At 61.4% G+C, this 26,736-nt stretch carries 23 protein-coding genes; 12 read left to right on the top strand and 11 right to left on the bottom strand.

The features are described from left to right. Window positions 1-87: 87 nt before the first annotated feature. Window positions 88-432, bottom strand: coding sequence for a hypothetical protein (locus tag QMX91_RS14875; RefSeq protein ID WP_003222064.1), 345 nt, complete (start codon window positions 430-432; stop codon window positions 88-90). A 213-nt stretch (window positions 433-645) separates the two neighbouring features. Between QMX91_RS14875 and ppc the strand changes: the two genes are divergently transcribed. The 7 genes from ppc (at window position 646) to QMX91_RS14840 (ending at window position 8,001) form a co-directional block, all read left to right on the top strand. After that, a complete protein-coding gene (ppc, locus tag QMX91_RS14870) occupies window positions 646-3,276 on the top strand; it encodes a phosphoenolpyruvate carboxylase (RefSeq protein ID WP_282412960.1) in 2,631 nt (876 codons plus the stop codon). A gap of 290 nt (window positions 3,277-3,566) precedes the next feature. After that, on the top strand, window positions 3,567-4,214 hold the full coding sequence (adk, locus tag QMX91_RS14865) for an adenylate kinase (RefSeq protein WP_003222067.1): 648 nt from the start codon (window positions 3,567-3,569) through the stop codon (window positions 4,212-4,214). A 93-nt stretch (window positions 4,215-4,307) separates the two neighbouring features. Further along, complete coding sequence (tsaB, locus tag QMX91_RS14860) at window positions 4,308-4,982, top strand: tRNA (adenosine(37)-N6)-threonylcarbamoyltransferase complex dimerization subunit type 1 TsaB (protein WP_134785529.1); 675 nt, start codon at window positions 4,308-4,310, stop codon at window positions 4,980-4,982. 285 nt (window positions 4,983-5,267) lie between these two features. Beyond that, window positions 5,268-5,576, top strand: coding sequence for a hypothetical protein (locus QMX91_RS14855; protein WP_003222071.1), 309 nt, complete (start codon window positions 5,268-5,270; stop codon window positions 5,574-5,576). Continuing rightward, the gene (locus QMX91_RS14850; RefSeq protein WP_103368432.1) at window positions 5,576-6,436 is read left to right on the top strand and encodes a DUF72 domain-containing protein; all 861 of its coding nucleotides are present in this window, start codon (window positions 5,576-5,578) and stop codon (window positions 6,434-6,436) included. The genes QMX91_RS14855 and QMX91_RS14850 overlap by 1 nt, the downstream gene beginning before the upstream one ends. Before the next feature lie 33 nt (window positions 6,437-6,469). Then, window positions 6,470-7,306, top strand: a complete 837-nt coding sequence (locus QMX91_RS14845; protein WP_282412959.1) for an isocitrate lyase/phosphoenolpyruvate mutase family protein — start codon at window positions 6,470-6,472, stop codon at window positions 7,304-7,306. A 2-nt stretch (window positions 7,307-7,308) separates the two neighbouring features. Next, complete coding sequence (locus QMX91_RS14840; protein WP_098967431.1) at window positions 7,309-8,001, top strand: extensin family protein; 693 nt, start codon at window positions 7,309-7,311, stop codon at window positions 7,999-8,001. Between the two features lie 4 nt (window positions 8,002-8,005). On the opposite strand, the gene QMX91_RS14835 is transcribed toward QMX91_RS14840, so the two are convergent. After that, complete coding sequence (locus QMX91_RS14835) at window positions 8,006-8,626, bottom strand: energy transducer TonB (RefSeq protein WP_123587365.1); 621 nt, start codon at window positions 8,624-8,626, stop codon at window positions 8,006-8,008. Between the two features lie 96 nt (window positions 8,627-8,722). On the opposite strand from QMX91_RS14835, the gene QMX91_RS14830 reads away from it, so the two are divergent. Then, a complete protein-coding gene (locus QMX91_RS14830) occupies window positions 8,723-9,502 on the top strand; it encodes a class I SAM-dependent methyltransferase (RefSeq protein WP_177416207.1) in 780 nt (259 codons plus the stop codon). A gap of 106 nt (window positions 9,503-9,608) precedes the next feature. Here the strand turns inward: QMX91_RS14830 and QMX91_RS14825 are convergent, their stop codons facing one another. Next, window positions 9,609-10,244, bottom strand: coding sequence for a TetR/AcrR family transcriptional regulator (locus QMX91_RS14825; protein WP_210558115.1), 636 nt, complete (start codon window positions 10,242-10,244; stop codon window positions 9,609-9,611). A gap of 94 nt (window positions 10,245-10,338) precedes the next feature. Between QMX91_RS14825 and QMX91_RS14820 the strand changes: the two genes are divergently transcribed. The 3 genes from QMX91_RS14820 (at window position 10,339) to QMX91_RS14810 (ending at window position 16,122) form a co-directional block, all read left to right on the top strand. Beyond that, window positions 10,339-11,439, top strand: coding sequence for an efflux RND transporter periplasmic adaptor subunit (locus QMX91_RS14820; protein WP_097086420.1), 1,101 nt, complete (start codon window positions 10,339-10,341; stop codon window positions 11,437-11,439). A 6-nt stretch (window positions 11,440-11,445) separates the two neighbouring features. Next, a complete protein-coding gene (locus QMX91_RS14815) occupies window positions 11,446-14,514 on the top strand; it encodes an efflux RND transporter permease subunit (protein WP_282412958.1) in 3,069 nt (1,022 codons plus the stop codon). Window positions 14,515-15,726: 1,212 nt separating this feature from the next. Further along, window positions 15,727-16,122: a DUF6124 family protein gene (locus QMX91_RS14810; protein WP_098967437.1), complete on the top strand. Its 396-nt coding sequence runs from the start codon at window positions 15,727-15,729 to the stop codon at window positions 16,120-16,122. A 63-nt stretch (window positions 16,123-16,185) separates the two neighbouring features. Here the strand turns inward: QMX91_RS14810 and QMX91_RS14805 are convergent, their stop codons facing one another. The 4 genes from QMX91_RS14805 to plsB all read right to left on the bottom strand — a co-directional run bounded on the left by QMX91_RS14805 (window position 16,186) and on the right by plsB (window position 20,628). Continuing rightward, a complete protein-coding gene (locus QMX91_RS14805) occupies window positions 16,186-16,875 on the bottom strand; it encodes a DUF4197 domain-containing protein (RefSeq protein ID WP_086792179.1) in 690 nt (229 codons plus the stop codon). A 21-nt stretch (window positions 16,876-16,896) separates the two neighbouring features. Next, complete coding sequence (locus QMX91_RS14800; protein ID WP_098967439.1) at window positions 16,897-17,295, bottom strand: YbaY family lipoprotein; 399 nt, start codon at window positions 17,293-17,295, stop codon at window positions 16,897-16,899. A gap of 50 nt (window positions 17,296-17,345) precedes the next feature. Beyond that, the gene (locus tag QMX91_RS14795; RefSeq protein WP_115988122.1) at window positions 17,346-18,032 is read right to left on the bottom strand and encodes a hypothetical protein; all 687 of its coding nucleotides are present in this window, start codon (window positions 18,030-18,032) and stop codon (window positions 17,346-17,348) included. Window positions 18,033-18,129: 97 nt separating this feature from the next. Beyond that, window positions 18,130-20,628, bottom strand: coding sequence for a glycerol-3-phosphate 1-O-acyltransferase PlsB (plsB, locus tag QMX91_RS14790; protein ID WP_282412957.1), 2,499 nt, complete (start codon window positions 20,626-20,628; stop codon window positions 18,130-18,132). 236 nt (window positions 20,629-20,864) lie between these two features. Between plsB and QMX91_RS14785 the strand changes: the two genes are divergently transcribed. After that, a complete protein-coding gene (locus tag QMX91_RS14785) occupies window positions 20,865-21,074 on the top strand; it encodes a cold-shock protein (RefSeq protein ID WP_016771489.1) in 210 nt (69 codons plus the stop codon). Between the two features lie 141 nt (window positions 21,075-21,215). Here QMX91_RS14785 and QMX91_RS14780 read toward each other — a convergent pair whose 3' ends face one another. From QMX91_RS14780 to QMX91_RS14765, 4 genes are all read right to left on the bottom strand, one after another. Further along, window positions 21,216-21,593 (bottom strand): hypothetical protein, encoded by a 378-nt coding sequence (locus QMX91_RS14780; RefSeq protein WP_007964251.1) that lies wholly within the window; start codon window positions 21,591-21,593, stop codon window positions 21,216-21,218. Window positions 21,594-21,668: 75 nt separating this feature from the next. Next, window positions 21,669-22,478 (bottom strand): putative RNA methyltransferase, encoded by an 810-nt coding sequence (locus QMX91_RS14775; protein WP_282412956.1) that lies wholly within the window; start codon window positions 22,476-22,478, stop codon window positions 21,669-21,671. Continuing rightward, the gene (gene dapE / locus QMX91_RS14770; RefSeq protein WP_098967446.1) at window positions 22,478-23,629 is read right to left on the bottom strand and encodes a succinyl-diaminopimelate desuccinylase; all 1,152 of its coding nucleotides are present in this window, start codon (window positions 23,627-23,629) and stop codon (window positions 22,478-22,480) included. The genes QMX91_RS14775 and dapE overlap by 1 nt, the downstream gene beginning before the upstream one ends. Before the next feature lie 238 nt (window positions 23,630-23,867). Further along, window positions 23,868-26,459: a glycosyltransferase gene (locus QMX91_RS14765; protein ID WP_282412955.1), complete on the bottom strand. Its 2,592-nt coding sequence runs from the start codon at window positions 26,457-26,459 to the stop codon at window positions 23,868-23,870. Window positions 26,460-26,736 lie beyond the last annotated feature (277 nt).

Here is a 26,736-nt window from a genome sequence, read left to right as displayed (position 1 = left end):
CGATAGCAGTGTGTCAGTCAGCATCAAAAGCCACAGATACACCGCTATCGCGAGCAGGCTCACTCCTACAGTTTGATCTTTGTTGTGTCAGTGTTTTTGCTTGCCGGCAGCGGCGGATAAATCCTGCAGATGCCGGCGAGAAAGCGCCAGAAACCGCGGTGTCGGCCCGACATCTTCATACAGCGGATCACCTTCCTCATCAGTCGCCACCACCGTCGAGCCTTTCACATACGGCAGGCTCGCCTCGAACTCTTCGAGCGCGGCGCCGATCAGTTCGCCGAGCAGTTCTTCCGGGTGGCGTTTGGGGTACATCTCGGCGATCGCCGCCAGCCGCGCAGCGGCCTCGACGTCCAGATGAATCGTGTAGCCGGTGTCGGTCAGGCGACCCTTGGCGTTTTCTTCCCAATGCTGGGCGAGTTCACGAATTTTCATGATGACCTCATTTCGCGCCTGCTCGTGGCAGGCCTGGGTGAGTGTCCGGCGGGGCCGGCGGCAAGCCGTTGTACGGCTTACTGTTGAGACTAGCTTCAAGCCACAAGGTTTAAAGTCCCTTCGTCGTCTGCTTGTAAGAAGCGCCGTAGAGCGGCACTCTCTGGGCAAAGCATTCGTTTCTGCGCCGTCCCGATTAACGCTGGAGAACTGCTGATGACCGATATTGATGCACGCTTGCGCGAGGACGTTCACCTGCTGGGTGAGCTGTTGGGCAATACCATCCGTGACCAGTACGGTGAGGAGTTTCTCGACAAGATCGAGCAGATCCGCAAGGGCGCCAAGGCCGACCGCCGTGGCTCGATGGACGCCGAACTCAGCGCCAGCCTCAATCAGTTGAGTGAAGACGAACTGCTGCCGGTGGCGCGGGCGTTCAACCAGTTTCTCAACCTGGCGAACATCGCCGAGCAGTATCAATTGATTCATCGTCGCGAAGAGTCGCAGCCGGCGCCGTTCGAGTCCCGCGTGCTGCCGGAACTGCTCGCCCGCCTGCGCAATGAAGGTCACAGCGCCGAATCCCTGGCCCGGCAACTGGCGCGCCTGGAAATCGAACTGGTGCTGACCGCCCACCCGACCGAGGTGGCGCGGCGCACCTTGATTCAGAAGTACGACGCGATCGCTGCGCAGCTGGCCGCGCAGGATCATCGCGATCTGACCTGCGCCGAACGCGAACAGATCCAGAACACCCTGCAACGGCTGATTGCCGAGGCCTGGCATACCGAAGAAATCCGCCGCACCCGGCCGACCCCGGTCGACGAAGCGAAATGGGGTTTTGCGGTGATCGAGCATTCGCTGTGGCAGGCGATTCCCAACCATATGCGCAAGGCCGACAAGGCGCTGTATGAAGCGACGGGTCTGCGCTTGCCACTGGAGGCGGCGCCGATTCGCTTTGCCTCGTGGATGGGTGGCGACCGCGACGGCAACCCGAATGTCACGGCCGCAGTGACCCGCGAAGTGCTATTGCTGGCGCGCTGGATGGCTGCCGACCTGTACTTGCGTGACGTCGATCACCTGGCCGCCGAGCTGTCGATGCAGCAGGCCAGCGACGCGCTCAAGGCCAAGGCCGGCGACAGCGCCGAACCTTACCGGGCGGTGCTCAAGCAATTGCGCGAACGCCTGCGCGCCACGCGCAACTGGGCGCACGCCTCGCTGAGCGCAACAACGCCACCGCCAGCCGAAGTGTTGCACAACAACCGCGATCTGCTCGATCCGCTGGAGCTGTGCTTCAACTCGCTGCACGAATGTGGCATGGGCGTGATCGCCGATGGGCCGTTGCTCGATTGCCTGCGCCGGGCGGTGACCTTCGGCCTGTTCCTGGTACGCCTCGATGTGCGTCAGGATTCGACGCGGCATAGCTCGGCGATGACCGAAATCACCGACTACCTCGGCCTCGGTCGCTACGAAGACTGGGATGAAGAACAGCGCATCAGCTTCCTCACCCGCGAATTGAGCAATCGTCGCCCACTGCTGCCGGCGCATTTCAAACCGTCCGCCGACACCGCTGAAGTACTCGCCACCTGCAAGGAAATCGCTGCCGCACCGGGCGCCTCGCTGGGTTCCTACGTGATCTCGATGGCGGGCGCCGCCTCCGACGTGCTGGCAGTGCAACTGCTGCTGAAAGAGTCCGGCGTGCTGCGGCCGATGCGTGTGGTGCCGCTGTTCGAAACCCTCGCCGACCTCGACAACGCCGGGCCGGTGATGGAGCGTCTGTTGCTGCTGCCGGGCTACCGCGCGAGGCTGCAAGGCCCGCAGGAAGTGATGATCGGTTATTCCGACTCGGCCAAGGACGCCGGCACCACCGCTGCGGCCTGGGCGCAATATCGCGCCCAGGAGCGGCTGGTGGAGATCTGCCGCGAGCAGCAAGTCGAACTGCTGTTGTTCCATGGTCGCGGTGGCACCGTGGGCCGTGGCGGCGGGCCGGCGCACGCGGCGATTCTGTCGCAGCCGCCGGGGTCGGTGGCGGGGCGTTTCCGCACCACCGAGCAGGGCGAAATGATTCGATTCAAATTCGGCCTGCCGGACATCGCCGAGCAGAACCTCAATCTGTATCTGGCTGCCGTGCTGGAAGCGACGTTGTTGCCGCCACCGCCACCGACGCCCGAATGGCGACACCTGATGGATGAACTGGCCGCCGATGGCGTCGCCGCGTACCGCGCCGTGGTGCGTGAAAATCCGCAGTTCGTCGAGTATTTCCGCCAATCGACGCCGGAGCAGGAACTGGGGCGCTTGCCCCTTGGCAGCCGTCCGGCCAAGCGCCGTGCCGGCGGGATCGAGAGCCTGCGGGCGATCCCGTGGATCTTCGGCTGGACGCAAACGCGGCTGATGCTGCCGGCGTGGCTCGGCTGGGAAACTGCGCTGAGCAAGGCGCTAGAGCGCGGCGAAGGCGAACTGCTCGGGCAGATGCGCGAACAGTGGCCGTTCTTCCGCACCCGTATCGACATGCTGGAAATGGTCCTGGCCAAGGCCGACGCCGACATCGCGCTGTCGTACGACCAGCGTCTGGTCGAGCCGGACTTGCTGCCGTTGGGCGCGCAGTTGCGCGACCTATTGTCGCAGGCGTGTGCGGTGGTGCTCGGCTTGACCGGGCAGTCGCAGCTGCTGGCACATAGCCTGGACACCCTGGAATTCATCCGTCTGCGCAACACTTATCTTGATCCGCTACATCTATTGCAGGCCGAGCTGTTGGCCCGATCACGGCAGCAAAATGTCGAGCAGGGCAGCCCGGTGGAGCAGGCGCTGCTGGTGTCTGTGGCGGGGATTGCCGCCGGGTTGCGCAATACCGGCTAAGGTTTTTGCGGTGGCATCAGGCACCCGGTGCACAGGCCGGGTGCCGCTTTGTACACAGGGAGAAAGTGCGGTCAGGCGACAGTTAGTGATGGGGTTGCGACTTGGGTTACCGCGTCGCAAGGTCGCGGCGGGCGCCGGTTTCTCCGACTTTTGGCGTCTTGTGTGGGCGCAGCCTGCTGTGTATCTTGATCAGCCTTTGGCCGTTTGTGCGGCCACGACCCGTTTTTTTGAGATTGGCCCAAAGAGGCGAATCCCGTTGTTTTCTATATAAAAAATTGAGGAGCACATCGATGCGCGTCATTCTGCTGGGAGCTCCCGGGGCCGGTAAAGGTACTCAGGCTAAGTTCATCACCGAGAAATTCGGCATTCCGCAAATCTCCACCGGCGACATGCTGCGTGCAGCGGTCAAGGCTGGCACTCCGCTGGGCGTTCAAGCCAAGAGCATCATGGATGCCGGCGGCCTGGTGTCGGATGACCTGATCATCGCGCTGGTGCAGGATCGCATCGCTCAACCAGACTGCGCCAACGGCTTTCTGTTCGATGGTTTCCCGCGCACCATTCCACAGGCCGAAGCGCTGGTAACTGCCGGTGTCGAGCTGGACGCCGTGGTTGAAATCGCTGTTGAAGACGAAGAAATCGTTCAGCGTATCGCCGGTCGTCGCGTTCACGAGGCCAGTGGCCGCGTCTACCACATCGTCTACAACCCGCCGAAAGTGGCTGGCAAAGACGACGTTACCGGCGACGATCTGGTGCAGCGCAAGGACGACACCGAAGAAACCGTACGTCATCGCCTGTCGGTCTACCATTCGCAGACCAAGCCGCTGGTGGACTTCTACCAGAAGCTTTCCGCTGCCAACGGCAAGCCGAAGTACAGCCACATTCCGGGCGTAGGTTCGGTTGAAGCGATCACCGCCAAGGTGCTCGAAGCGCTGAGCTGAAAAAGCTGATCGGCTGCATCATCCACGGCCCGCTTGCGGACCGTAGTTGTTTATACTGACGCACTTTTTCCCCCACCTGTTTTGGATACATCGATGAGCACCTTGCTGGCCCTGGACACCGCGACCGAAGCTTGCTCCGTTGCCTTGCTGCATGACGGCAAGGTCACGAGCCATTACGAGGTGATCCCGCGTCTGCACGCGCAGAAGCTGCTGCCGATGATCCAGCAACTGCTGGCGGACGCTGGCACCACGTTGCAAGCGGTGGACGCGATCGCGTTCGGTCGCGGGCCGGGTGCGTTTACCGGTGTGCGGATTGCCATCGGCGTGGTGCAGGGGCTGGCGTTCGCGCTGGATCGTCCGGTGCTGCCGGTGTCCAACCTCGCCGTCCTGGCGCAACGTGCATATCGCGAACACGGCGTCAGCCAGGTCGCGGCGGCTATCGATGCGCGGATGGATGAAGTGTATTGGGGCTGCTACCGCGAATCGGCGGGCGAGATGCGTCTGGTCGGCGTCGAGGCGGTACTGCCGCCGGAAGTCGCGGCGCTGCCGGCCGATGCCAGCGGTGAGTGGTTCGGTGCAGGTACCGGTTGGGGCTATGGCGAGCGGATCGCGGTCAACCTCACCGGCTCCGATGCCGGCATGTTGCCTCACGCCGAAGACCTGCTGACCCTGGCGCGGTTTGCCTGGGAACGCGGCGAGTCGATCCCTGCCGATGACGCGCAACCGGTTTACCTGCGCGACAAAGTCGCCACCCCCAAGGCTCGCTGAGGCCTGACTTCTGGCGGGGAAGCTTCTGTGGTGAGGGGATTTATCCCCGATGGGTCGCGAAGCGGCCCCAAAATCGGCGACTGCTTCGCAGCCGATCGGGGATAAATCCCCTCACCACAAAAGCCCTCCACAAACTCCGTGTCTTATTCCAAATTCTGCCAATCGTCAGTTTCCAACCCCGGGCTTTAAACCTTTTGCGCTTTATGTGTTCTAGTTATCACTCGGCAATTTGCTAAGTCGGCCAAGTGCCGCTAAATTGCCATCATCGATACCGAGCATGAATTTATGCGTATAGACGGCCTCTCCTCTCAGTCCTACCCCATCAAGCGCAAGCCTCGCAAAGGCAATGTGGCGCTGGATGAATCCGTCGACGATATCGACGGCGAGCTGGAATTCCCGACTGAAGAGCAACTGGCCGCCCGCGCTGCCAAAGCCTCCGCACAACGCCTGGCCAATCTGCCTGCCCGTCAGCAAGACATGATTTATCACCGCGCCATGAGCAAAAGCGTAGCGATGGCCCTCGCCAGCTACCTGAGCACCGCCGGTTTTGTCGATTGGGATGCGGATGTGCTGGGCCTCGACCTGTACATCTGATGGATCTGCCTTACTACCTCGGTTGTCCGTCCTGGAGTGAAAACGCCTGGCGCGAGTATCTGTACCCCGAAGACGCCAAGACCTCCGACTTCCTTGCTCTCTACTCCCAAGTGTTCAACGCCGTCGAAGGCAACACGACCTTCTACGCCAGTCCGTCGCCGGCCACCGTGCAGCGCTGGGCCGAGACCATGCCCGAACACTTTCGCTTCACCGCCAAGTTTCCCGGCGACATCAGCCACAGCGGTGATCTGCGCGATCAACTGACCGCCGCCGAAACCTTCGTAAACCTCCTCAGCCCGCTCGGCGAACGCGTTTCGCCGCTGTGGCTGCAACTGTCGAAAAGCTTCACCCCGCATCGACTGCCGGAGCTGACCGCGTTCATCGACGCGCTGGACCGGCCACTGGCGGTGGAAGTGCGTCACGAACAGTTCTTCGCCAAGGGTGAGAGCGAACGCCTGCTCAATCGCTTGCTGCTCGACCGTGGCGTAGAACGCATCTGCCTCGATCCACGGGCGCTGTTCAGTTGCCTGTCGACCGAGTCTTCGGTGATCCACGCGCAATCGAAAAAGCCCCGGGTGCCGACGCGGCCGGCGGCGTTCACCCAGTTCCCGCAGGTGCGCTTCATCGGCCACCCCGAGCTGGAAGCCAATGATCCGTTCCTGGTGCCGTGGGTGGCGAAAATCGCCGAGTGGATCGAAGAGGGCCGCACGCCGTACATCTTCCTGCACACCGCCGACAACGTCATGGCGGCGAAGCTGGCGCAACGTTTTCACGCACAATTGATGCAACGTTTGCCTGGCCTGCCATCCCTGCCTGAGCTATACAGAGAACCCGCCGCCGAGCAACTCGGCTTGCTCTGAAGGCGGATTTTTCCCCTGCCCAGGAGCCTGCCGATGGACGCCCACGCCCTTCAAGAACAAACCCGCAAAGCTCAGGCCTTCAAGGCCCTGCATGAAGGTGCGGGGATTTTCGTGATTCCCAACCCTTGGGATGCCGGCTCGGCGAAGATGCTCGCCAGTCTGGGCTATCAGGCACTGGCAACCACCAGTGCCGGTTACGCGTTTTCCCAGGGCAAGGCCGACGGCGCCCTGAGTCTCGATGACACCTTGGCCAACGTCCGGGCGATTGTCGCGGCCACGGATTTGCCGGTAGCGGTGGATCTGGAAAACGGTTTCGCCGATGACCCCGCCGAATGCGCGAAAAGCCTGTTGCGTGCCGCCGAGGCCGGCGCGGTGGGTGGTTCGATCGAGGACGCCACGGGCCGTGCCGATGCGCCGATCTACTGCTTCGAACACGCCGTGGCACGCATCGAAGCCGCCGTCGCTGCGGTGCGCACGCTGCCATTTCCCTTCATCTTGACCGCCCGCGCGGAAAACTACCTGCACGGTAATCCCGATCTCAACGACACCATTCGCCGCCTGCAAGCCTTTGCCGAGGCGGGTGTCGACGTGCTGTATGCGCCGGGTCTGCGCAGCGCCGAAGAGGTGTTGGCGGTGGTGCGCGCGGTGGCGCCAAAACCGGTCAACGTGCTCATGTCCGGCGGTTTGAAACTGACCGTACAGGAGTTGGAAGAAATGGGTGTGCGCAGGATCAGCACCGGCTCGGCGCTGGCCTTGGCAGCGTTCGGCGAGTTCTTCCGCGCGGCTGAAGAGATCCAGCAGCGCGGGACGTTCGGCTTTACGTCGCAGTCGATGCCGTACGCCAAGGCCAATCAGTTTTTCAAAGGCTGAGCATGGGTCGCTGGATCGCGCTGTCGTTACTGCTGATCATCGCGGGTGCCGTGCTCAGCGTCTGGCGCGGCTGGCTCGATGTGCCGGCCGAGTGGAACCCGTGGGCGCCGCTGGACGTGAAGGCAGCGCCGAACGGGTTGACCGGTTTCAAGCTGATGCGCCTGCGCGGCAATCCCGAATTATGCGCACAAGTCCTGAGCAACTCGGGTCTGCGCGTCACCGCGCAAGCCGACAGTCCCGATGCCAAGTGCCCGCTGATCGGCACCGTGCGCGTGCAGGGCGGCGAGGTGGCGCTGAGCAGCAGCTTCCTCGCCAGTTGCCCGCTGGCGGTGGCTTACGCGATGTTTGAACGGCATACCCTGCAACCCGCCGCGCAATCTGTTTACGGGCAGAGGGTGGCGCGCCTTGATCACCTCGGCAGCTTTGCCTGTCGCAATGTCTATAACCGCGAGAGCGGGGCGCTCAGCCGGCATGCCAGTGCCGATGCGCTGGACATCAGCGGTTTTCGGCTGGCGGACGGGCGCAGCATCAGCGTGCTCAAGGACTGGCCGAAGCAGAATCAGGATGCGCAGTTTCTGCGGCAGGTGCGCGATGGCGCCTGTGAGGCGTTCAGTGTGGTGTTGAGTCCGGATTACAACGCCGCCCACCGCAATCACTTTCATGTCGATGTCGGGCGCTGGAGCGTGTGTCGCTGAGGGATCAGGCGGCGAGGCGCAGGTTCTGCAGGACGATCGGGCGCGCCCAGCCGTTATCGAAGTCCAAAGCCTTCTGCTGCTCGACGATTTCCTCCGGCGGGAACGGCGGATAAGGTTTTTGCAGCAGATCGAGGTCGAATTCGGCAATTGGCAGGTACAGCGGCTTCTTCTGCGGCGCCGGGCCAGGCTCGGGAAGCGGCTGACCATTGTTGATCACGATTGGACGGACCCAGCTGCTGTCGAAGTCCTGCTGCTCTTGCTGAGCCTTGAGTTCTTCTGGCGGGAACGGTGGGAACGGCTTGTCCAGCAGATCGGTTTCGAACTCGGCGATCGGCAGGAACAGCGGCTCCGGCGGACGCACTTCGGTGTCGACCACGTCGCACTGACGCTGCTCGACGATGTGCGCGTGCAGCTCGCTGCCCAGGGTCGGTTCTTCCGGGCTGTTCAGGTCAACCGGTGGAAAGGTGCCACAGGCCGGCACCACATCACTCGTCTGTTCGGCCATCGCCTGGGCAAAGAAATCCTGCCACAGGTGACTGACGCCGCCCAATGCTTGAGTGTTATGACGGCTGAAGTCGCCCTTGGGCGAAATGTAGCCAATCGATGTGGGAAGAATGCCTGACATTTTTTTCGGTTGACGCTCAGCTCTGGCAAAATGCGCGTTGATTGGTTTATCGGCCACTTTTTGCCGATCCTTAACTTTTTTGAGCGTGTTTTCATGATTGAGCAACCCGCGGCCTGCCGCATCCATGTCCAGGCCCTCGGCCCGACGTTTGAAGCGCAAGCCGAGCAGTGGGCCGAGCGTCTGGGCCTGCCGCTGCAGGTGGACGGCGGCGAGTTCGCCTTGCAGGTCGGCGAGCAGGGTTTGCAGCTGCAGCAGCTCGGCCCGGACGCACCAGGGCCGGTGCGGGTGGATTTCGTCGAAGGTGGCGCGGCGCATCGGCGTCTGTACGGCGGCGGCAGCGGGCAGATGATCGCCAAGGCGGTCGGCATTGCTCAAGGCGTGCGCCCACGGGTGCTGGATGCCACGGCGGGGCTGGGCAAGGATGCGTTCGTGCTGGCCAGTCTGGGTTGCGAGATGAGCCTGATCGAGCGTCAGCCGTTGATCGGCGCGTTGCTGGAGGATGGTCTGGCGCGGGCGGCGGAAGATTTCGATGTGGCGCCGATTGTCGCGCGGATGAAGCTGCTCAAGGGCAACTCGATCGAGGTCATGCGCAACTGGGAAGGCGAGCCGCCGCAGGTGATCTACCTCGACCCGATGTTCCCGCACCGCGAGAAAACCGCGCTGGTGAAGAAGGAAATGCGCCTGTTCCGGCCACTGGTCGGGGATGATCCGGATGCGCCGGCACTGCTGGAGGCGGCGCTGGCGTTGGCGACGCACCGGGTGGTGGTCAAGCGCCCGCGCAAGGCACCGTGCATCGAGGGGCCGAAGCCGAGCCATGCGCTGGATGGCAAGTCGAGCCGGTATGACATCTACCCGAAGAAAGCGTTAAAACCTTAAGACCGAGTTGCGCCCATTCGCGAGCAAGCTCGCTCCCACATTTGGAATGCATTTCAAATGTGGGAGCGAGCTTGCTCGCGAAGGCGTCCGCAAAAACTCCGCAAAATCAGCGCCGATACGCCCGCATGAACAACCCCACCACCTCCTGCACATGACTCTCTGAAGCCTCTTCGCTCAGCGGCTCGCCGCAGCAATACAACAAACGAAAATTCCCTGCGCCCTTGATCAGGCAGAAGAAATGCTCGGCCGCATTACGCGGCAGGTCGATGCTCAGCGCGCCGGTCTCGTCGATGCGTTTCAGCAGCCGCTCCATGCCTTGCACCATGCGCTCGGGACCGGCGTCGTAGAAAATCTGTGACAGCTTCGGATCCTGCGTGCCCAGCGCCATCATCAAGCGATGCAGATTCACCGACTCGTCGCTGTTGATCAGTTGATGAAAGCCTCGGGCAATGTTCAGCAACACATTTTCCACGGGGATTCCGGCGGGCAATTCGAAGAACAGCGGCGGTAACTGCTCCTCGCATTTGGCCATCACCGCGGAGGAGAACAGCGTCTCCTTGTCGTTGAAGTGGCTGTAAACCGTCAGTTTCGACACGCCAGCCTCGGCGGCGACCGCGTCCATGCTGGTGTTGGCGTAGCCGTGACTCAGAAACAGGGTTTTCGCCGCGTCGAGGATCGCCCGGCGCTTGGCCGGATCCTTCGGACGGCCCGGGCCGTTTGGAGCTGCAAGATTGTTCGACATTCTTCGCTTTTAATACTGGACTGGTGAGTTTGCTATTAATACCATACCGGCCAGTATAAATATTCCAAGCACCATTAGCGAAAGGTCCGTCACCATGTTCCGCCATGCGTTGTCGTTTGCCGTGCCAGTCAGCCTGGCTGTTTTATTGTCAGCATGCGGTCAGGAAGAGGCGACGCAAGTCAGCATTCGACCGGCCATGGTGGTGCAGCCAGAGCCTTCAGCGCAGGCGATGGAAAGTTATCCGGGCGAGGTGCGCGCCCGTTACGAACCGGATCTGGCATTCCGCATTGGCGGCAAAGTCAGCCGACGACTGGTCGAAGAAGGTCAGCGCGTGAAGGCCGATCAGCCATTGGCCGAGCTCGATCCGCAGGATGTGCGCCTGCAACTGGAAGCCACCCGCGCACAGGTCGCCGCCGCCGAAGCCAATCTGAACCTGGTGCGCGCCGAGCGTGACCGCTACAAGACGCTGATGGAGCGGCAGATGGTCAGTCGTTCGGCCTACGACAACGCGGAAAACCTCTACCGTTCCGGCGAAGCGCGCCTCAAGCAGATCAAGGCCGAATTCAACGTCTCGACCAACCAGGCCAGTTACGCCGTGTTGCGCGCGCCGCAGGACGGCGTGGTGGCCAAGCGTGCAGTGGAAGTCGGGCAAGTGGTTGCCGCCGGGCAAACCGTATTCACCCTCGCCACCGATGGCGAGCGCGAAGTGTCGATCAGCCTGCCGGAGCAGAGCTTCGGGCGGTTCAAGGTCGGCCAGCCAGTGACCGTTGAACTGTGGACGCAGCAGAACCAGCGCTTCGCCGGGCAGATTCGTGAACTGTCACCGGCAGCCGACCCGAAATCCCGCACCTTCGCCGCGCGCATCTCGTTCACCAGCGGCAAAGTTCCGGCTGAGCTCGGGCAGAGCGCCCGGGTGTTCGTGCAATCGGCGGATGCTGTGCCGCTGTCGGTGCCGCTTTCGGCCCTGACTGCCGAGAACGGCGCGACCTACGTCTGGGTCGTCAACGCCAACAACACCTTGAAAAAGACCCCGGTGCGCATCGGCCCGTTCGGCGAGAAAAGCGTGCCAGTGCTCGAAGGCCTCAACGCCAGCGACTGGGTGGTGGCTGCCGGTGTTCACGTATTGCTCGAAGGTCAGCAGGTGCGGCCTGTGGATCGCTCCAACCGAGTGGTCAATCTGGCGGACAAGGAGTAAGTCCCGATGCGCTTCAACCTTTCCGAATGGGCGTTGCGTAATCGCCAGATCGTACTGTTCCTGATGCTTTTGCTGGCCATCGTCGGCGCCTTGTCCTACACCAAGCTCGGCCAGAGCGAAGACCCGCCGTTCACCTTCAAGGCCATGGTCATTCAGACCCGCTGGCCGGGGGCGACCGCGCAGGAAGTCTCGCGTCAGGTCACTGAACGCATCGAAAAGAAATTGATGGAAACCGGCGAGTACGAACGCATCGTGTCGTTCTCCCGCCCGGGTGAGTCGCAGGTCACGTTTATTGCCCGCGATTCGATGCATTCCAAGGAAATTCCCGACCTCTGGTACCAGGTGCGCAAAAAGGTCAGCGACATTCGCCAGACCTTGCCGCCGGATATTCAGGGGCCATTCTTCAACGATGAATTCGGCACCACGTTCGGCAACATCTATGCGCTGACCGGCGACGGCTTCGACTACGCGGTGCTCAAGGACTACGCCGACCGCATCCAGATCCAGCTGCAACGAGTCAAAGATGTCGGCAAGGTCGATCTGCTCGGTTTGCAGGACGAGAAGATTTGGGTCGAGTTGTCCAACGTCAAACTCGCCACCCTTGGCTTGCCACTGGCGGCTGTACAGCAAGCGCTGCAAGAGCAGAACGCGGTGTCCACCGCCGGGTTCTTTGAAACCGGCAGCGAGCGCGTGCAACTGCGGGTCTCGGGGAATTTTCAGACGGTCGAGGAGATCAAGAACTTCCCGATCCGCGTCGGTGACCGGACGTTCCGCATCTCCGATGTCGCCGATGTGCATCGCGGTTTCAACGATCCACCGGCGCCGCGCATGCGCTTCATGGGCGAAGACGCCATTGGCCTCGCAGTAGCGATGAAGGACGGCGGCGACATTCTGGTGCTGGGCAAAGCGCTGGAAGGCGAGTTCTCGCGCCTGCAGAAAAACCTTCCGGCCGGCATGCAACTGCGCAAGGTGTCCGACCAACCGGCAGCGGTGAAAACCGGGGTCGGCGAGTTCGTCCAGGTGCTGGTCGAGGCACTGGCGATCGTGTTGCTGGTGAGCTTCTTCTCCCTCGGCGTGCGCACCGGCATGGTGGTTGCGCTGACCATTCCGCTGGTGCTGGCGATGACCTTCGCCTGCATGTATTACCTCGGCATCGGACTGCACAAGATCTCGCTCGGCGCGCTGGTGCTGGCGCTGGGCTTGCTGGTGGACGACGCGATCATCGCCGTGGAAATGATGGCGATCAAAATGGAGCAGGGTTTCGACCGGATCAAGGCCGCAAGCTACGCCTGGACCAGCACCGCGTTCCCGATGCTCACCGGTACGCTGATCACCGCTGCCGGCTTCCTGCCGATTGCCACCGCGCAGTCCGGCACCGGTGAATACACCCGTTCGATCTTTCAGGTGGTGACCATCGCGTTGCTCGCCTCATGGGTGGCGGCGGTGATGTTCGTGCCGTATCTGGGGGAAAAACTCCTGCCGGATCTGGCGAAAATTCATGCGGCCAAACACGGCACAACTGACGGCCAGGCCGACCCGTATGGCACGCCGTTTTATCAACGGGTTCGACGTCTGGTGGAGTGGTGCGTGGCGCACCGCAAAACGGTGATTGTGCTGACCGTAGGTCTGTTCATCGCGTCGGTGATGCTGTTCCGTTTCGTCCCGCAGCAGTTCTTTCCGGCCTCCAATCGACTGGAATTGATGGTCGATCTGAAACTGGCCGAAGGTGCGTCGCTGGCCAACACCACGGCCGAGGTCAAACGCCTGGAAGCGATGCTCAAGGATCACGCCGGCATCGATAACTATGTGGCGTATGTCGGCACCGGTTCGCCGCGCTTCTACCTGCCGCTGGATCAGCAACTGCCGGCGGCGAGCTTCGCCCAGTTTGTGGTATTGGCGAAAAACATCGAAGAGCGTGAGAGCTTGCGTACCTGGTTGATCGAAACCCTTAACGAGCAATTCCCGACTCTGCGTTCGCGGGTCACGCGTCTGGAAAACGGTCCGCCGGTTGGTTATCCGGTGCAGTTTCGCGTCACCGGTGAGCACATCGAGGAAGTCCGTGCGCTGGCGCGCAAAGTGGCGGCCAAGGTGCGCGAAAACCCGCATGTGGTCAACGTGCACCTGGATTGGGAGGAGCCGAGCAAAGTGGTGTACCTGAACATCGATCAGGATCGTGCGCGGGCGCTCGGTGTGAGCACGGCCAATCTGGCGAAATTCCTCCAGAGCTCGCTGACCGGCTCGAGTGTCAGCCAGTACCGCGAGGACAACGAGTTGATCGAGATTCTGCTGCGCGGCACGGTGCATGAGCGCACCGAGTTGACGTTGCTGCCGAGTCTGGCGGTGCCGACCGATAACGGTCGCAGTGTGGCGCTGTCGCAGATTGCCACGCTGGAGTACGGGTTTGAGGAAGGGATCATCTGGCACCGTAATCGTCTGCCGACCGTGACTGTGCGTGCCGACATTTACGGCAAGGAGCAGCCGGCGACGCTGGTGAAGCAGATCGAGCCGACGCTGGATCCGATCCGTGCCGAATTGCCTGACGGGTATCTGCTGGATGTTGGCGGCACGGTGGAGGATTCGGAGCGTGGGCAGAAGTCGGTGAATGCCGGGGTGCCGATGTTCATTGTGGTGGTGCTGACGCTGCTGATGGTGCAATTGCGCAGTTTCTCACGCACGGCGATGGTGTTTCTGACGGCGCCGCTGGGGTTGATCGGGGTGGTGTTGTTTCTGATGGTGTTCCGCCAGCCGTTCGGGTTTGTGGCGATGCTGGGGACGATCGCGCTGTCGGGGATGATCATGCGTAACTCGGTGATTCTGGTGGATCAGATCGAGCAGGATATTGCCTCTGGTCTCAAGCCTTGGCAGGCGATTATCGAGGCGACGGTGCGGCGGTTTCGGCCGATTGTGTTGACGGCGTTGGCGGCGGTGCTGGCGATGATTCCTTTGTCGCGCAGTGTGTTTTTCGGGCCGATGGCGGTGGCGATCATGGGGGGGTTGATTGTGGCTACGGCTTTGACGCTTTTGTTTTTGCCTGCTTTGTATGCGGCCTGGTTCCGGGTGCGTCGGGAGGGGTGAGGCTTTTGGACTTGGCGGCCTTTGGGCCGACCAGGTTCTGGGGTTTTGGGTGTATATCCGTTTCTTCGGGGGTTGCGGCTGGCGGTTTCGCCCTTACGGCGACTCCCTTTGGCAAACGCCCCAAAGGAAGCAAAGGTCTTGGCCCCGGCGTACGGCCCTCGCCTAGGCTCGGGTCCCTTCGTTGCGGGGTTCATCCGGGGGCATCGCCTCCGGTTTGCTTCGCTGCACCTCCTCTCGATGTGTTCGACTTCGTCGAACGGTCGCTGCGCTCCCCCCCCCGGATAAACCCCTCCACTCAGCCTGCCGAAGGGGCCGGCACGGCAAGATCAAAAGCTGCAGCCGAGCTTGCGCTCATCCTGTTGAGTGGTGAAAAGCATGTGGTCTGTCTGGACTGCTTTGCTTTTCTGTGGGAGCTGGCTTGCCAGCGATGGCGGCCTGACAGCCGACCAATCTCCAACTGACTCACCCAATCCCACTGTAGGAGTGAGCCTGCTCGCGATGGCGGCCTGACAGCCGACCAATCTCCAACTGCCTGCACCCAATCCCTCTGTAGGAGTGAGCCTGCTCGCGATGGCGGCCTAGTAGTCGACCAATCTCCAACTACCTGCACCCAATCCAAATGTGGGAGCGGGCTTGCTCGCGAAGGCGGCCTGACAGTCGACCAATCTCCAACTGCCTGCACCCAATCCCACTGTAGGAGTGAGCCTGCTCGCGATGGCGGCCTAGTAGCCGACCAATCTCCAACTACCTGCACCCAATCCAAATGTGGGAGCGGGCTTGCTCGCGAAGGCGGCCTGACAGTCGACCAATCTCCAACTACCTGCACCCAATCCCACTGTGGGAGCGAGCTTGCTCGCGAAGAGGCCCGCCCAGCCACCCAACCTCTCTGGTCTGTTTAAAAATGTTCCAGATAACCAGAACCTTCCCACAAGGTTTTCAGGTTGCCCGTCGGAAGCGCGATCTCTAGCCTGAGTCTGTCGTTGCCAATTCAGCGACCGGGTCTGCAAGCCCGCCGATAGTTTGTTAGGTGCTGATCAGCGCCCCTATAATCGTGGCGCTTTTTAGCGGCCATCGTTTTATGGTGGCTGTGTGCGGGATACCTTTGGGTATGCCGAGGGCCTAACAACTCGGTCTTGCAGACCCGTGCACAGCTGCCACCCGTCATCTGCAAGTGATGGTGGTAGCTCCACTTGAATAGTTAGGAGTTCAACCATGTTCAAACACACCCCGAATCCCCCCGAATCCGAATCCGAAACCACCCCCGGCCGACCAACCGACCCCGTCTCCCCCTACGCCTTCCTCGACTCGCGCAAGCTCCACGACGCAGCCCTGCGTGCGCTCGATCACTACCTTCTGCCCGAGCCTGAAAAACAGCCCAAACCCGTCACTCAGCCCAGCACAATCTTCACTGTCCTCCCCGAAGTCGATTCCGAAACCTTGCTCGCCCATGCCTGTGAAACGCTGGCCTCGGCCAATGTCATGGCCAGTGAGTTGGCGTTTACCCTGAGCGGTCCGACGTGCAGTCAGCTTCTCGGTATCCAGCAGATGATTTCGCTCGCGGAGCTGTCGGTTAACCGCGTCCTCGATCAAGTCGATCCGCAAGGCTGACACGCAACAAAAAGCCCGCTGACCTTCACAGGTTCAGCGGGCTTTTTCGTGCCGCGGCAAAAATTACAAGGTGCCGAACACTTTCTTCGCCAGACCCGTCGCTGCAGCAGCCGGATTCTTGCGAATGGTTTCTTCCTGTTTGCCGATCATTTCGAACAGGCCATTGAGCGCTTGTTCAGTGACGTAGTTTTCGACGTTGGCGCTCTTCGCATCCACCACCCCCAGGGTCGCGGCCTGGCCGGCGAAGGCGTTGTACTTTTGTGCGACGCCGACTTTGTCGGTGGCTTGTTTGACGATAGGCAGGAACTTGGCGCGGATCTGTTCGCGGCTGGTCTTGTCCAGGTATTGGGTGGCCGAGTCGGTGCCGCCGCTGAGGATGCCCTTGGCGTCGGCCACGGTCATTTTCTTCACGGCGTCGACGAGGATCGGCTGGGCCTGGGTCACGGCGCTTTCTGCGGCCTTGTTCATGGCGGTTTCGAGTTCGTCGACCTGGGCGCCCATGCCGAAGGCTTTCATCTTGCCGGCGACTTTGCCGAGTTTGCCCGGCAGTTCGATTTTCACTTCCGGGTTGTTGCTGAAGCCGCCCGGGGTGCCGAGTTGTTTGACGGCGATTTGCGCGCCTTGGGTCAGGGCGTCCTTGAGGCCGCCGGTGGCGTCTTGTTGCGAGAGGTCGCTGAGCGACAGTGCCAGGGCGCTGGCAGAGATCATCAAGCCCGCGCACAGGCCGGCGAAGCGAAGGGTAGGGCGGAGCATGGCAGCTTCCTTGAAAGACAATTAGCGAATGGCGTCGACGCGGATTTTCAGCGGCTGCGGATCGTTGCCGTCCAGTTGCACGGCGTGGTTCTCGGTGGTGATGAACATCAGCTCGCCGTTGACTTCGATGCGCGCGCTGACCGAGTAGCGGTGGCCGGGTTTGACCTGGGCCGGATCGTAACTCAAGTGGAACGGCAGCGGCACCTGGCCTTTGACCGGGCCTTTCTGTTCGTCGATGACCACCGCCGGTGCGTCGGCCAGCGACACGTCCTGCAGGCTCACGCTCAGGGTCGCGCTTGGTGGCAGGGCGATGCGTTGCAGGTAGAACACTTCGCCGTCGAGGCCGACTTTGCCGGCGGGGGTGGTCGACTGGCAGGCGCTCAACAGGGTAGCTGCGGCGAGAAGGGTGAGTTTTTTCATCGGGACCTCTGAGACGGTTGCGCCGGAAGAATCCCGGCGCCGAAGGAAATCTAGCGGATTTTGGTGCCAGCGTCAGTGAACAAACGTAAGGGTTTTTCCAGCCACTGCATTAATTTCTGAAACGACAGCGCGCTTGTGTTGGGCATCGCGGGAGCCAGTTCGACTTGTTCAGGCGAGATCACAAGACGTTGATGGTAGCGGTTTTCAATACCCGTCAGTGCATAGCGTTTACCGGGTATAACGCTGTCAGGATCATATTTCAGATAAAACCCGGAGACTGACTGTTCGTCCTGTTTGACATGCACCAGCTCAACTTCGGGAGACTCTGCTTCATGCAGACTGATGGTGACCGCTTCTTCTGGCGCAACAATCTCGGCTTCTTGAGCCTCGACATATAGAAACCCGATCGGGCTCAAGTGCAGGGTTTGGCGATGGGGAGTGTTGTTGACAGTGACGAAGTAGTCCTGCTCGATCAGCAAGGGTATTTGGTCATGAAGGATCTGCACATTGACTTGGTACCTGACGCCTACATCGCCGTAGTGATGAGGGAAGTCAAATTTCCAGCCAGCGTCGAAGATCGCAGCACGGTGCCAGTCCTTGATGTTAACAGGCGATTGGGAATTGAATACTTTGACGCTGACAATGGTTTCATTGACACCATCGGCAGGCGCGTGGAATTCGGGCGGTAGACGGAAGTCCAGGATTACTGTGCAAGTTTCTTCGTTTAACAGGCTCATCTCGATATCCGTATCGTGATTGGTGGGTTGCGCCTATTAATCCATGAATCAACTAACGGGGCCATTGAAGTGCGCGCCCGTTAGTTGTCAGCAAGTTTCAGACTTGTGGTGTATCCGCTGTTTCGGCGGCATCTTCACTGCGATGCAAGGCCACTTGACGAATCGACAGGCGAATCTCCGCCGGCAACACGCGTTTGGCCGCGCCTTCGGCCAGTTCGCCGAGCAGTTCGTGGTAGCTCAGCTTGCCCGCTTCGTCGCGGCGCAGCACGTCGAGGTCGAGCAGGGTCTGGATGAAGTGGCGGAACAGGCTCTTGTCGAAGAACTCCGGGGCATTCAAGCCGTGGAGGATCGACAGGCGCTGGGCCATGACTGTGCACAGGTCCTCCAGCTCTTCGGCGCTGATGCTGTTCTGGCCGCTGTTGAGCAGCAGGGACACGGTCATGTAGAAGCGCTGCAGGGTCTGCGCGATGCTTTTCGACAGCAGGGTCAGCAGCACAAAGTGCCGCGAACTTGGCGCCGGACGCATGTACACGTCCTTCTCGAAACGCAGCAGGCCTTGCTCGACGAAGGCTTCCAGCCATTGGTCGACCACGCCGTCCAGTTCCTCCAGCGACCAGCGAATGAACAGCTCCGACTGCAAGTACGGATACAACGCGCGGGTGTAGCGCAGGATCTGCTCGCGGCTCATGCGCGAGGTGCTCTGGAAGAAGCTCGCCAGCAGCGCCGGCAAGGCGAAGATGTGCAGCACGTTGTTGCGGTAGTAGGTCATCAGGACGGCGTTCTGCTCGTCCAGATAGAGAATCTTGCCCAGCGCATCGTTCTGCTCGGACAGCAGATCCATGTCCTTCACATGCTCGATCAGCGCGCGACCATCGCCTTCCGGCAGGGTCGTGTGCGGCGAGTAAGGGACTTTGCGCAGCAGCGCCAGATACAGATCCAGCACCCGCGCCATGGCCCGATCGTCCAGTGCCAGGCGGGTGGTCGAGAGCAGCGCCAGCGCCACCAGGTTGACCGGGTTGATCGCCGCTGCTTCGTTCAAGTGCTGCGCGACTTTCTCGCCAAGGCGGTTGGTGGTTTCGTTGAGCCATGCCGGTTTGTACTGCGGGCCGAGTTCCTGCTGGCGCCAGTCTGGCTGTTCGCTGTCGAGGAATTCCGCGAGTTTGATCGGCTCGCCGAAGTTCACCGCGACCTGACCGAAGCGCTGCTTGAGCGCACCGATGACTTTGAAGATGTCGAAGATCGACTCTTTCTTCTTGCTCGCGCCACGCAGTTCGCCGAGGTAGGTCCGGCCTTCCAGCACGCGCTCGTAACCGATGTACACCGGCACGAAGACAATTGGCATGCGCGACGAGCGCAGGAAGCTGCGCATCGTGATCGCGAGCATCCCGGTCTTCGGTTGCAGCATGCGTCCGGTGCGCGAGCGGCCGCCCTCTACGAAGTATTCAACCGGGAAACCTTTGGTGAACAAGGTGTGCAGGTATTCATTGAACACCGAGGTGTACAGCGGATTGCCCTTGAACGTGCGGCGCATGAAGAACGCGCCGCCACGGCGCAGCAGGCTGCCGATCACCGGCATGTTCAGGTTGATTCCGGCGGCGATGTGCGGCGGGGTCAGGCCGTTGCGAAACAGCAGATACGAAAGCAGCAGGTAGTCGATGTGGCTGCGGTGGCACGGCACGTAGATCACTTCGTGACCCTGTGCGACCTTTTGCACGCCTTCGATGTGGTTGACCTTGATCCCGTCGTAGATCTTGTTCCAGAACCAGCTCAGCACCACTTCGAGGAAGCGGATCGCGGTGTAGGTGTAGTCCGAGGCGACCTCGTTGCCGTAGCGCAGGGCTTGGGCCTTGGCTTTTTCCGGGGAGATGTTCTCGCGTTCGGCTTCGTCGAGGATCGCTTGCTTGACCAGTGGCTGGTTGAGCAGGCCTTTGACCAGATTACGACGGTGCGAGATGTCCGGGCCGATGACGGCGGCTTTCAGATTGCGGAAGTGCACGCGCAGGATGCGCTGGGCCATGCGCACGGTGCGTTCGTGGCCCTTGTTGTGGTCGATCAGTTCGCGCAGGTGAATCGGCGCGGAGAACTGCACGCGGGTCTTGCGCCCGAGGACGATGATGCTCAGCAGCCGACGCAGGCGCCCGGTGACCGCCCAACTGTCGGCGAACAGCAGCTTCCACGGGCTGTTTTCGCTGTCCGGCGACTGGCCCCAGAACACGCTGACCGGAATGATCTGCGCGTCTTCGGCGGCGTTCTGGGTCAGGGCGCTGACCAGACGGGTCAGGGTCGGCGGTGCGCCGCGCTTGTCCTGACGACCGAGCCAGTCCGGGTCCGGCGTCAGATAGAAAAACGCCGCCGGTTCGATCAACGGCCCCACCGACACTGGCAGCACCGGACGCGGCAGGCCGGCCTTGGTGCATTCGGTGTCGACTACTGCCAGATCGGTGAGCGATGGATTTTGCAGGACGTAGAACACCGGGCGACTGCGGTCGAGGTTGAGGGTGAACGACGACTGGTTGATCGTCTCCGAGCGAACCCAGAGGTACAACAGTCGGCGCAAGGTGCCAAACACAAGACGGCGGAACGGGGAACGGGTCATACGGCTTCTGCGTGAGTGGATAAAACCGAGCAGATGCTCGGGGGCGGACAGTGTGCCGGATTCATCGAAAATCGGCAAAAAAGCGGCGAAGTAAACTCCTGTTGAGAGTTTTGGCGCGTGTCATATACTCGGCAATCTGTCGCCGGGGCCCTTTATGGACGTCGGGCGCAGGCTGACGTTCCGCAAAGGCTTTCCTGCGAAAAGCCTGTTCAATAATAAAAAAGGAGTATGAACAGATGGCAACACGTGAAACCGGCAATGTGAAGTGGTTCAACGACGCCAAGGGCTACGGCTTCATTCAACGCGACGACGGGGTGGACGTGTTCGTGCACTACCGCGCGATCCGTGGCGAAGGGCATCGCTCGCTGACTGAAGGTCAGCAGGTTGAGTATGCGGTGATTACTGGCGAGAAGGGTTTGCAGGCTGAGGATGTGGTAGGTCTGTAACACAACCCTCCAAAACACCCCAAAACCAAATGTGGGAGCGGGCTTGCTCGCGAATACGTCGTGTCATTCAGCACATCTGTAGCTGATACACCGCATTCGCGAGCAAGCCCGCTCCCACATTTGGATCTGCGTTGACTGTTGTTACGCGGTTTTCCAGGTGATCTCTTCTTCACCGTCGGCGCTGATGCGAATCCAGCGATCAGCCGTTTCCTCACCCTCTTCCTCGACCCACGTGCCCGGTGCGCAACGCACTTCGACGTTCAGCGCGGCAAAGGCTGCACGGGCGCAGGCGATGTCGTCGTCCCATGGGGTCGCATCGCTTTCCAGGTACAGGCTGTTCCACTTGCCCACGGCTTTCGGCAACCAGGTCACCGGGATGTTGCCGGCCTTGCACTTGTAGGTCTGGCCTTTCTGTACCCAGTCGCTGCACGGGCCCAGAGCCTCACCGAGCCAGGCGGAAATCGCCTTGTGGTCGACGTCGGCGTCTTTCAGGTAAATCTCGATATCCGGTTGGCGCATGGATGTCCTCACTGCGGGTCTGAAAAATCCATTCGCGGATTTAGCCGGCCCCGGGCACTTGCCCGAGACCAAAAGTTATTGAAGAACGAAATAATCGTAGCGCATCGATACGGTGGTCACGAACGGCTCGGCTTGTTCGATCACGGCGGCGCGGCGTTCGGCACTGGCGCGCCAGCCGTGGGGCGTCATCGCCAGCAGGTTGGCGCGATCCTCGGGCTTGTCCAGCGTCAGTTGGAATTCCAGAGTTTCGCTGTGCGCCAGCGCCATGCCTTCCGGCACCAGGGCCAGATGCTTGTCGTCGGTGTATTCGCGCACTTCGTCGTACAGACGTTCGCGCAGTTCCATCAGGTGGCCGCTGGTCGGGCCGACCTTCATCAGGCCGCCGCCGACGCTGAGCAGGCGCTTGGCTTCTGCCCAGTCCAGAGGGCTGAAAACGCTGGCGAGAAACTGGCAACTGCCCGACGCCAATGGCACGCGGGCCATGCTGGCGATCAACCAGGTGATTGCCGGATTACGCTTGCAGGCGCGTTTGACCGCCTCGCGGGAGATGTCCAGTGCGTAGCCATCGGCGTCCGGCAGGGCATCGGCGATCTGTGCGGTGTAGTAACCCTCGCCGCAACCGATATCGACCCAGCGTGCCGGCGCATAACTCGCCGCCAGCTCGGCCAGACGCTTGGCCACCGGCGCGTAATGCCCGGCATTCAGGAAGTCGCGGCGCGCCTCGACCATCGCCTGATTGTCGCCAGGGTCGCGACTGTTCTTGTGCTGCACCGGCAACAGGTTCAGGTAGCCCTGACGCGCACGGTCGAAGCGGTGGCCGGCGGGGCAGACCACGCCGTTGTCGACGCTGTTCAGCGGTTCACTGCAGATCGGGCACGCGAGCATCAGGCGAGCAACTTGATCAGGGTCTGGTAGTAGATCTCGGTCAGCACGTCGAGATCGGCCGCCAGTACGCGCTCGTTGACCTGGTGAATGGTCGCGTTGACCGGGCCCAGTTCAACAACCTGCGTGCCCATGGTCGCGATGAAACGGCCATCGGAAGTGCCGCCGCTGGTCGACGCCTTGGTCTCGCGGCCGGTGATGTCCTTGATGCTCGACGACACCGCGTCGAGCAGCGCGCCCGGCTCGGTGAGGAACGGCAGACCGGACAGCGCCCAGTCGATGTGCCAGTCCAGATCGTGTTTGTCGAGGATGTCGGCCACGCGTTTCTGCAGGCCTTCGACGGTGGATTCGGTGGAGAAGCGGAAGTTGAACACCGCCACCAGATCCCCCGGGATCACGTTGGTCGCGCCGGTGCCCGAGTTGAGGTTGGAAATCTGGAAACTGGTCGGCGGGAAGAAATCGTTGCCATGATCCCAGTGCTCGGCGGCCAGTTCGGCCAAGGCCGGGGCGGCGAGGTGGATCGGGTTCTTCGCCAGATGCGGGTAGGCCACGTGACCCTGCACACCGCGCACGGTGAGCTTGGCGCCGAGCGAGCCGCGACGACCGTTTTTCACCACGTCACCGACCAGCGTGGTGCTCGACGGTTCGCCGACGATGCACCAGTCCAGACGTTCCTTGCGCGCCACCAGACGTTCAACCACCGCTTTGGTGCCGTGGTGCGCCGGGCCTTCTTCGTCGCTGGTGATCAGGAACGCGACCTTGCCCTTGTGGTTCGGGTAGTCGGCGACAAAACGCTCGGCGGCCACGGTCATCGACGCCAGGCTGCCTTTCATGTCCGCCGCGCCACGACCGCAGAGCATGCCGTGTTCATCGATCACCGCGTTGAACGGGTCGATCTGCCAGGCGGTCACCGGACCGGTCGGCACCACGTCGGTGTGGCCGGCGAAGCACAGCACCGGGCCGTCGTCGTTGCCGTGGGTGGCCCAGAAGTTGTCCACGTCCTCGATGCGCATCGGCTCGAGGGTGAAACCGGCATCGCCCAGGCGCTGCATCATCTGCTTCTGGCAATCGGCGTCGACCGGCGTCACGGACGGACGGCGGATCAGGTCGATGGCGAGTTGAAGGGTCGGCGAAAGGTCGGCGTGGGCCGTCATGGAAAACTCCGGGAGCTTGAAATTGGGCTGGGGCCACTGTGGGAGCGAGCTTGCTCGCGAAAGCGGTGTATCAGGCAACATAAGGGTTGAATGTTACAAAGCCTTCGCGAGCAAGCTCGCTCCCATAGGGATTGGGTTCGGTCGGTTACACCGCGTATCACGCCAAGCCCCGCAAAATGGCGGTTATCTTAAAGCAAAACGGCGACCATTGGCCGCCGTTTAGTGGATCAAAGAGGAATTAGACGACAGGCGCCGGTTCAGGCGCTGTCGCAGGTTTTGGCAGCGACGAGAGGAACGCCATGATCAGCGCAGCCAGGTATGGCAGCGACTGCACCAGCAGCATTGCGACCCAGAAGCGCATGTCGTTGCTCGGAATGCCCTGCACCAGGTAGATCCCCAGCGCCGCGCCCCACAACAGCAGCATGATGAACAGCTCTTCCCGCGCTTCGGAAATCGCCACCCAGAAGCCATGGTTGTCGGCGTTTTTCGGCGTGCGGAAGAACGGAATGCTGCTGGTGAAGAAGCCGTACAGCACCGCTTTGGCGATGGTGTGCGACAACGCCAGGCCAGCCAGTGCGGCGCAGAACGCATCCTTGAGGTTCACGCCGACGGCGCGACGGTAGAGGAAGATGATCTTGCCGACCTTGAACACGAACAGCGCCAATGGCGGGATTGCGAAAATCAGCAGCGGCGGATCGACCCGTTGCGGCACGATGATCATCGCCGCCGACCACAGCAGGGCGCCGACGGTGAAGAAGATGTTCATGCCGTCCGCGACCCATGGCAGCCAGCCCGCGAGGAAGTGGTAACGCTGGCCACGGGTCAGTTCGGTGTCCTTGCCGCGCAGCAGGCTGCCGGTGTGGCGCTTGATGATCTGGATCGCGCCATAGGCCCAGCGGAAACGCTGCTTCTTGAAGTCGATGAAGGTGTCCGGCATCAGACCCTTGCCGTAGCTGTCGTGGTAATACGCCGCCGACAGGCCTTTTTCGAACACGCGCAGACCGAGTTCGGCGTCTTCACAGATGCACCAGTCGGCCCAGCCCAGCTCTTCCAGAACCGAACGGCGGGTCATGGTCATGGTGCCGTGCTGGATGATCGCGTCGCGATCGTTGCGGGTGACCATGCCGATGTGGAAGAAACCTTTGTATTCGGCGTAGCAGAGCTTCTTGAAGGTGCTTTCGTTCTGGTCGCGGTAGTCCTGCGGCGATTGCACCACGGCGATTTTCGGATCGGCGAAGTGCGGCACCATGTGCTTGAGCCAGTTCGGATGCACGCAGTAGTCGGAGTCGATCACCGCGATCACTTCGGCGTCCTTGGCGGTGTGCGGAATCAGGTAGTTCAGCGCACCGCCCTTGAACCCGGCCAATGGCGCAACGTGGAAGAACTTGAAGCGCGGGCCGAGGGTGGCGCAGTAGTCGCGCACCGGTTCCCAGACGGCCGGGTCTTTGGTGTTGTTGTCGATGATCAGGACTTCGTAGTCCGGGTAATCGAGGGCGGCCAGGGCATCGAGGGTCTGTTTGACCATCTCCGGCGGCTCGTTGTAGCAAGGGACGTGGATCGAGACTTTTGGTCTGTAGTCCGAATCGCCCACCACCGGCAGGAATTCACGCCGGCGCTTGTGGGTCCAGACCGCCTCGGCCAGTTCATGCGCTTCGGTCAGCAACACGATAAACACCCCGAGCGCACCCAGTGCCAAGAGGAAACCCACCGTCAGGCTGAACCACGTGCTGTATTGCTGGCTGTAGTCGTAACCGATCCACACCAGCACCGAACCGCAGAGGAACGCGATAAAGGTCAGGAAGGTGCGGCCACGCTGGCGCAGGGCCGAGCCGTCGATCATCAGCAGGGTCAGCGACAGCAGCGCCAGCACCACCGAACCGATGGCCAGCACGCGCCATTGCGGGATGGCGACCACCGGGCCTTCGAAGTTGAATTTCTGCTGGCGCGCGGCGTTGAACACGCCCCAGTAAGCGCCCACCGAACCTTCGTCACTGGCCTTCCACGGCTGGTCGAACGCTTCGATCACGAAGTAGTTGAAGCCCTGACGGTTGAGCTTGTTGACCAGCGTGCGCAGGTAGATCGCCTGATCCGCCGGCGACGCATCGGCGCCACCGCGCATGCGCCCGTTGCTCGGCCAGCCGACTTCGGACAGCAGCAGCGGCTTTTTCGGGAACAGCTTTTTCAGGTCACGGGCGCGGTCGAAGACGAACTGTCCGGCCTTGTCCACGGGGATGAATTCCCAGTACGGCAGCACGTGCGCAGCGATCAGGTCGACGTGCTTGGCCAGTTCCGGGTGTTCTTCCCAGACGTGCCACTGCTCGGAGGTGGTCACCGGCACTTTCACCGCTGCGCGTACGCGATCCAGCAGCACGCTCAGTTGCTCGGCAGTGATTTCCTTGCGGAAGATCGCCTCGTTACCGACCACCACACGAACCACGCTGCGTGAGGTGTTGGCCAGTTCGATGGCGCGCTGGATCTCGCGCTCGTTGCGTTCCTGATCGGGGCTGATCCAGATCCCGAGGGTCACGCGCAGACCGAATTCTTCCGCCAGTTTCGGGATGTCCTGCAGCGAACCGTCGACCGAGTAGATGCGGATGTTGTCCGTCAGCTTGCTCATGATCTCCAGGTCACGGCGCATTTCGTCGTCAGTCGGATACTGATCCTTCTGTGGGAATTGGCCCTGCTGGAATGGCGAATAAGAGAAACCGGAGATCTGCTCCGGCCAGTTGGGCGCGGAGACCGGGCGATTGATCAGCGCCCAGAAACCGGTGAACAGGGCGGCGATTGCCAGAACCACCACCAGGTTGAGACCAAATTTACGCGATGACATAGCTATTTCGGGTTCCAAAGGCTGTGGAACGAAGGAACGGATCGGCTTACGCCAAAAGGGCGCGAATCCTACACCGGCAGTTCACTGCTCGTACACCGGGCAGGAAAATGCCCGACATTGGGCAGTCCAACCTGATTTAAGTTCTTTAGTAACAGCTTGTAAGAGAAAACTTTGTTATTCAGTTATAGCAATTCCCCGTGGCGAGGGAGCTTGCTCCCGCCGGACTGCGAAGCAGTCCGCTTTTCAAGGGCCGCTTCGCGACCCGGCGGGAGCAAGC

This window comes from Pseudomonas sp. PS01299 (assembly GCF_029960145.1).
Lineage (GTDB): Bacteria > Pseudomonadota > Gammaproteobacteria > Pseudomonadales > Pseudomonadaceae > Aquipseudomonas > Aquipseudomonas putida_A.
The sequence above is the reverse complement of the archived record's forward strand: the minus strand, read 5'-3'. Positions and strand labels throughout refer to the sequence as shown.

What these genes read in the sequence shown, in the direction of transcription:
- QMX91_RS14875 (WP_003222064.1), bottom strand. Translation starts at nt 432, where the DNA reads ATGAAAATTCGTGAACTCGCCCAGCATTGGGAAGAAAACGCCAAGGGT.
- ppc (WP_282412960.1), top strand. Translation starts at nt 646, where the DNA reads ATGACCGATATTGATGCACGCTTGCGCGAGGACGTTCACCTGCTGGGT.
- adk (WP_003222067.1), top strand. Translation starts at nt 3,567, where the DNA reads ATGCGCGTCATTCTGCTGGGAGCTCCCGGGGCCGGTAAAGGTACTCAG.
- tsaB (WP_134785529.1), top strand. Translation starts at nt 4,308, where the DNA reads ATGAGCACCTTGCTGGCCCTGGACACCGCGACCGAAGCTTGCTCCGTT.
- QMX91_RS14855 (WP_003222071.1), top strand. Translation starts at nt 5,268, where the DNA reads ATGCGTATAGACGGCCTCTCCTCTCAGTCCTACCCCATCAAGCGCAAG.
- QMX91_RS14850 (WP_103368432.1), top strand. Translation starts at nt 5,576, where the DNA reads ATGGATCTGCCTTACTACCTCGGTTGTCCGTCCTGGAGTGAAAACGCC.
- QMX91_RS14845 (WP_282412959.1), top strand. Translation starts at nt 6,470, where the DNA reads ATGGACGCCCACGCCCTTCAAGAACAAACCCGCAAAGCTCAGGCCTTC.
- QMX91_RS14840 (WP_098967431.1), top strand. Translation starts at nt 7,309, where the DNA reads ATGGGTCGCTGGATCGCGCTGTCGTTACTGCTGATCATCGCGGGTGCC.
- QMX91_RS14835 (WP_123587365.1), bottom strand. Translation starts at nt 8,626, where the DNA reads ATGTCAGGCATTCTTCCCACATCGATTGGCTACATTTCGCCCAAGGGC.
- QMX91_RS14825 (WP_210558115.1), bottom strand. Translation starts at nt 10,244, where the DNA reads ATGTCGAACAATCTTGCAGCTCCAAACGGCCCGGGCCGTCCGAAGGAT.
- QMX91_RS14820 (WP_097086420.1), top strand. Translation starts at nt 10,339, where the DNA reads ATGTTCCGCCATGCGTTGTCGTTTGCCGTGCCAGTCAGCCTGGCTGTT.
- QMX91_RS14815 (WP_282412958.1), top strand. Translation starts at nt 11,446, where the DNA reads ATGCGCTTCAACCTTTCCGAATGGGCGTTGCGTAATCGCCAGATCGTA.
- QMX91_RS14810 (WP_098967437.1), top strand. Translation starts at nt 15,727, where the DNA reads ATGTTCAAACACACCCCGAATCCCCCCGAATCCGAATCCGAAACCACC.
- QMX91_RS14805 (WP_086792179.1), bottom strand. Translation starts at nt 16,875, where the DNA reads ATGCTCCGCCCTACCCTTCGCTTCGCCGGCCTGTGCGCGGGCTTGATG.
- QMX91_RS14800 (WP_098967439.1), bottom strand. Translation starts at nt 17,295, where the DNA reads ATGAAAAAACTCACCCTTCTCGCCGCAGCTACCCTGTTGAGCGCCTGC.
- QMX91_RS14795 (WP_115988122.1), bottom strand. Translation starts at nt 18,032, where the DNA reads ATGAGCCTGTTAAACGAAGAAACTTGCACAGTAATCCTGGACTTCCGT.
- plsB (WP_282412957.1), bottom strand. Translation starts at nt 20,628, where the DNA reads ATGACCCGTTCCCCGTTCCGCCGTCTTGTGTTTGGCACCTTGCGCCGA.
- QMX91_RS14785 (WP_016771489.1), top strand. Translation starts at nt 20,865, where the DNA reads ATGGCAACACGTGAAACCGGCAATGTGAAGTGGTTCAACGACGCCAAG.
- QMX91_RS14780 (WP_007964251.1), bottom strand. Translation starts at nt 21,593, where the DNA reads ATGCGCCAACCGGATATCGAGATTTACCTGAAAGACGCCGACGTCGAC.
- QMX91_RS14775 (WP_282412956.1), bottom strand. Translation starts at nt 22,478, where the DNA reads ATGCTCGCGTGCCCGATCTGCAGTGAACCGCTGAACAGCGTCGACAAC.
- dapE (WP_098967446.1), bottom strand. Translation starts at nt 23,629, where the DNA reads ATGACGGCCCACGCCGACCTTTCGCCGACCCTTCAACTCGCCATCGAC.
- QMX91_RS14765 (WP_282412955.1), bottom strand. Translation starts at nt 26,459, where the DNA reads ATGTCATCGCGTAAATTTGGTCTCAACCTGGTGGTGGTTCTGGCAATC.